The sequence below is a fragment of the Shewanella sp. ECSMB14102 genome, assembly GCF_000813075.1.
Lineage (GTDB): Bacteria > Pseudomonadota > Gammaproteobacteria > Enterobacterales > Shewanellaceae > Shewanella > Shewanella indica.
The window spans coordinates 1-4,502 of sequence record NZ_JWGX01000088.1 but is presented as its reverse complement, the minus strand read 5'-3'; the positions used below and the strand labels follow the sequence as shown (position 1 = coordinate 4,502).

Below are 4,502 nucleotides of genomic sequence, written 5' to 3'. Positions count from 1 at the left end.
CTTTCAGTGAGATCGTCAAGCGATCTGTCTTAACTGATCGGCATTAGCCCCGAAGGGCTGCCTCTAAAGTGACTTAAAATGCTATTTACTGAGGCACTTCACAACCCAGTGGGCTGTTGGAGTTTTCATAAACGATATCGCCTACCGGCTCGTAATCAACGGCCTTGATGCTTTGTTTCTCTTTCAGGAAGCTGTAGAAGACTTCGGCATCAACATAGCCAGTTTGTACCGGATCCAGCTTGGGATAGCCGTCACCGCCCGCTGCGTTGAAGCTGGGTACAGTGAAGGTGTAGCTATCTGTTGCGCTGTAATCCTTGCCGCTGACTTCGCTGATAGCGACCGACTTGGCCTGACAGTCAACTGTCATTTTCACGCCCGTTATCTGGGCATAAGCCCCTGAACCGCGCTGCATGGTAGCCACTACACCCAGATAATCGCTGAGCTCGGCACCTGTCATAGTGCTCAGGGTTATCATGTTACCGAAAGGCTGCACTGTCAGGACATCACGGTAGCTGATATCACCGGCGGCGATAGAGTCACGTACACCACCCGAGTTCATCACGCCGATATCGGCATTAACCTTGGTGGCCTGCGCCATGGCGAGCAAACGGCCCAGGTTGGTCTGCTGACCACGAACCACGCCGCGATCGCCTTCCAGTTTGCCATCGGTAGTGGCGATGATTTCGCCCAGTTTTTCACTACCCTTGTCCTGATATTGCTGCAGTACAGCCTTCACTGTGGTATCGGCAGGGATCGGCTCACCGGCCAGTTCCTCTGTCTTCTTGCCTTCTGCATCCAGTTTTCTCAGGTTGACCGGGATCAGCTTGTAGCTGACCAGGTGCAGTTTGCCACCATAATATTCAAAATCGGCGCGGCCAACATATTTACCCCACTCATGGGCCTGCATGATCCAGGTGCCTTTGTGCTGATCAGGAAGGCAATCATCACCGGGTTTGAAGTCGGCATAGCTCTGACTACCGGGTTCCATACAAACCGGATTCTGTGAGTGGCCACCTATGATGACCTGCAGCTGTCCCTCTTCCAGGGCGCGAGCCATGGCCACGTCACCCGGGGCATTGCTGCCGTTTTGGCCATCGGCATAGTGCCCCATGTGAGTGGTTGCCACTATGATATCGGCGGCTTTGTTATCATTGAGCTCTTTGATGACCTTTTTGATCTCTTCTTTGGGATCAGTAAACTCAAGCTCGCCGATAAACTCAGGGTTACCTATCTTGGCGGTATCTTCTGTGGTCAAACCTATGACAGCCACTTTAAGACCTTTAATATCGAAAACCTTGTAAGGCTCGAAGTAACGGCTGCCATCTTTTTTGTAGATGTTGGCAGCCAGCATAGGAAACTCGGCGAGCTCGCGCTGCATATCCAACACACTCAGTGGGTTATCAAACTCGTGGTTACCCACGGCCATGGCGTCATAGCCAATCAGGTTCATGCCGATAAAGTCAGGCTCGGCATTTTGCAGATCCGACTCAGGCACACCTGTGTTGATATCACCACCTGAGAGCAACAGAGCCTGGCCGCCGTTGCTTTCCACTTCGTTGCGTAAGCGATCAACCAGCGTCTTACGGGCTGCCATACCATACTCACCGTCACTGTTTTCCCAGAAGCGGCCATGGTTGTCATTGGTGTGTAAAATGGTGAACTTGGTGCAGTTATCGGCGCCGCAGACTTCCGGTGCCGGATCCTTGTCATCACTGTTACAACCGGCGAGAGCAGCCAGAATGGCTGTCGCCAAAAGTCCTTTCATCAGTTTATTAGACATTGTTAAATCAACCCCATGTTTTTATTTATTTTTACCATCATCATTAATAAGCGGAGAAGCGAACTTCCCGCGCCCGACATACTAGCAAGATTAAGTCAAAAACATGTCACTTTTATTAACAAACAGGAGTTAAATGCATGATTTTAAGGCGGGAAATAACACAAACTGTTCACAATTTAGAATAGGCTTCCAGGGAGCTCTCATACTTTAGCGTATTTTGCTGCTGATATTAAAGTGCACTTGGCACACAATAAAACCTATCGCACTGATATATATGAAAATAACTAAAGTATTAGCAGCGGCAGGCTATTGTTTGATAATGGAAACACCCCCTGAAAGGCCGTTTCCATTATGGGACGACTTATTTTTCAATAAATTAAAACTGGATATTAGGAAAGTGTGAACAAGTTCCACCTGTACTCTGCGTTATCCGGCCCAGTCAAACCCCAGGTATGCCTTCAGGCAGTAGCTTTGAATGCCAATTCTGTGTCAGCCACTCTCTCAATAAGGACGTCGCTAGAACTTATTCGTACCTTCCCTAATTCAAACGCGCCTGCAGCCACTGACTGATGAGATTCAGCTCTTGCGGCACCACGCCGTGCGCCATTGGGAATGTATGCCATTCGAGCCGATATCCTCCCAGCTCAAGCGCTTCTTTGGCCATACGTCCGGCACTGAGAGCAACCACATCATCCTGCTCGCCATGACACTGCAAGATTTGTGTATCACGGTTGGCGCTGCTCAAGTCTTCCGGCAGCTGCTCCCCCCCCGGCAAATAACAGGACAACGCCATAATACCGGCCAAGGCTTCGGGGTAGCGCAGTGCGGTAAAGAGGCTCATCACCCCACCTTGGCTGAAGCCGGCAAGCACAATACGGTTGGCGGCAATGCCCTGGGCGACTTGCTGCTCTATGAGTTGTCGAACCAAACGCTCGGATTGCAGTACCCCAGCCATATCGGCTCTGTCATGGAGATTGAGGCTCTTGATGTCATACCAGGCGCGCATCACATAGCCACCATTGACAGTGACAGCCTGCTCCGGCGCATGTGGAAACACAAAGCGTATTGAGTGATCGGCCGGCAGTCCCAATGCCGGCACCACAGGGGCAAAGCCGTCACCCGAGTCACCCAAACCATGCAACCAGATAACGCAGGCGGTGGCCGGCTCCCGGGGTTCAATAACAACGGCGTCCAGGGTAGTTGACGACATAACAACATCCTTCTTGATAGACAAAAATGTGACCGACATCATATCAGGCTAAGAATTCCTTGCCAGCACCATTCTAAAAATTCGAATAAAAACACGTGTATTTCGCGCTTTACCCATAAATAACCACCACCTAGACTGAAATGCGAGCCATAGGGCAAAGCGGTTAAAGGAGCGAAAAATGGGATTATTGCAGCAGGGCAAATGGGTCGACCAGTGGTATCAGACAGACAAAAGCGGCGGCAAGTTCGTCCGTGAAGATGCCAAGCTGCGAAACTGGATCACCCCGGATGGTAGCCCGGGCCCCAGTGGTCAAGGTGGATTCAAGGCCGAACCGGGCCGCTACCATCTCTATGTTTCACTCGCTTGCCCCTGGGCCCACAGAACCTTGATATTTCGCGCCTTGAAGGGATTGGAGGCGCTTATCTCAATGACTGTGGTCGAGCCCCATATGTTGGAAAATGGTTGGGAATTTGCCACAGAGGCGGGCCCCAAGGGCGGCCACCCTATCCAGGGCGCCGAGCAAGACCCTTTGTTTGGCAAAGCATTCCTCTACCAAATTTACCAGCTCGCCGCGGCCGATTATAGCGGTCGGGTGACAGTACCTGTCTTGTGGGACAAACATCATCAGACCATAGTCAGTAATGAATCGTCGGAAATCATCCGTATGTTCAACTCTGCCTTCGATCATCTGACCGGCAATAACCTGGACTTTTACCCGCCCCATCTGAGAGAGGAGATAGATACGCTCAACGAGTTCATCTATCCCAATATCAATAACGGGGTTTACCGGGCCGGTTTTGCCACCTCACAACAAGCCTATCAAGAGGCCTTTGAGCAGCTGTTCAGTGCCCTTGACAGATTGGAGTTGCAATTGAGTGAGCGCCGCTTTCTCACAGGCTCACAACTCACTGAGGCCGACTGGCGCTTGTTTACCACCTTAATCCGTTTCGATGCTGTCTATGTGGGTCACTTCAAGACCAATAAACGCCGTATTGAAGACTACCCGGCGCTGAGCCAATACCTGCGCGATCTGTATCAGTACCCCGGTATTGCCGCCACGGTCAACTTTGAACATATCAAGCAGCACTACTACTACAGCCATGGACAGATAAACCCCAGTCGCATCGTGCCCCAGGGCCCCGAGTTAGACTATCAGCGCAGCCATCAACGCCACAGACTGGAATAGTAAATCACTCGGGCGTCAGGCCGTAAAAGTCTGCCAGTTGCTCGAGCTGTTCATCGGAGTCGAGCCGCAACTGCCAACGCACGGCGCCGGCATCGGCCAGCAGAATGCAAGGGCCTTTGAGCAAACGGATATCGTCGCTCAGCGCCATCAACACTGTCTGCATGGCCGGCAAACGAACTTGCAGCTCATTGGGGCTCAGCAGCAATCGCCCCTGCTCGCAGTTAATTTTCATCCCCTCTCCTCCCAATGGTTTCTCAATCAAAAACGCCCGCTAAAGCGCAACGTAGTTCACTTAAGCGGAGCTGCCTTGTGATTAACAGGATATC

At 51.5% G+C, this 4,502-nt stretch carries 4 protein-coding genes; 1 reads left to right on the top strand and 3 read right to left on the bottom strand.

The window, feature by feature from the left end:
* Positions 1-85: 85 nt before the first annotated feature.
* Positions 86-1,780: a bifunctional UDP-sugar hydrolase/5'-nucleotidase UshA gene (gene ushA / locus RC73_RS19325; RefSeq protein ID WP_039036159.1), complete on the bottom strand. Its 1,695-nt coding sequence runs from the start codon at positions 1,778-1,780 to the stop codon at positions 86-88.
* A 538-nt stretch (positions 1,781-2,318) separates the two neighbouring features.
* Positions 2,319-2,990 carry an alpha/beta hydrolase gene (locus RC73_RS19320; RefSeq protein WP_039036160.1) on the bottom strand — a complete coding sequence of 224 codons (672 nt, stop codon included), beginning with the start codon at positions 2,988-2,990 and terminating at the stop codon, positions 2,319-2,321.
* Between the two features lie 178 nt (positions 2,991-3,168).
* Between RC73_RS19320 and RC73_RS19315 the strand changes: the two genes are divergently transcribed.
* Positions 3,169-4,176 (top strand): glutathione S-transferase family protein, encoded by a 1,008-nt coding sequence (locus tag RC73_RS19315; protein WP_039036158.1) that lies wholly within the window; start codon positions 3,169-3,171, stop codon positions 4,174-4,176.
* A 4-nt stretch (positions 4,177-4,180) separates the two neighbouring features.
* Here the strand turns inward: RC73_RS19315 and RC73_RS19310 are convergent, their stop codons facing one another.
* Positions 4,181-4,408, bottom strand: coding sequence for a DUF3389 family protein (locus RC73_RS19310; RefSeq protein WP_039036157.1), 228 nt, complete (start codon positions 4,406-4,408; stop codon positions 4,181-4,183).
* Positions 4,409-4,502 lie beyond the last annotated feature (94 nt).

Excerpts from the sequence above, each read along its gene's own strand:
- ushA (WP_039036159.1), bottom strand. The coding sequence starts at position 1,780 with ATGTCTAATAAACTGATGAAAGGACTTTTGGCGACAGCCATTCTGGCT.
- RC73_RS19320 (WP_039036160.1), bottom strand. The coding sequence starts at position 2,990 with ATGTCGTCAACTACCCTGGACGCCGTTGTTATTGAACCCCGGGAGCCG.
- RC73_RS19315 (WP_039036158.1), top strand. The coding sequence starts at position 3,169 with ATGGGATTATTGCAGCAGGGCAAATGGGTCGACCAGTGGTATCAGACA.
- RC73_RS19310 (WP_039036157.1), bottom strand. The coding sequence starts at position 4,408 with ATGAAAATTAACTGCGAGCAGGGGCGATTGCTGCTGAGCCCCAATGAG.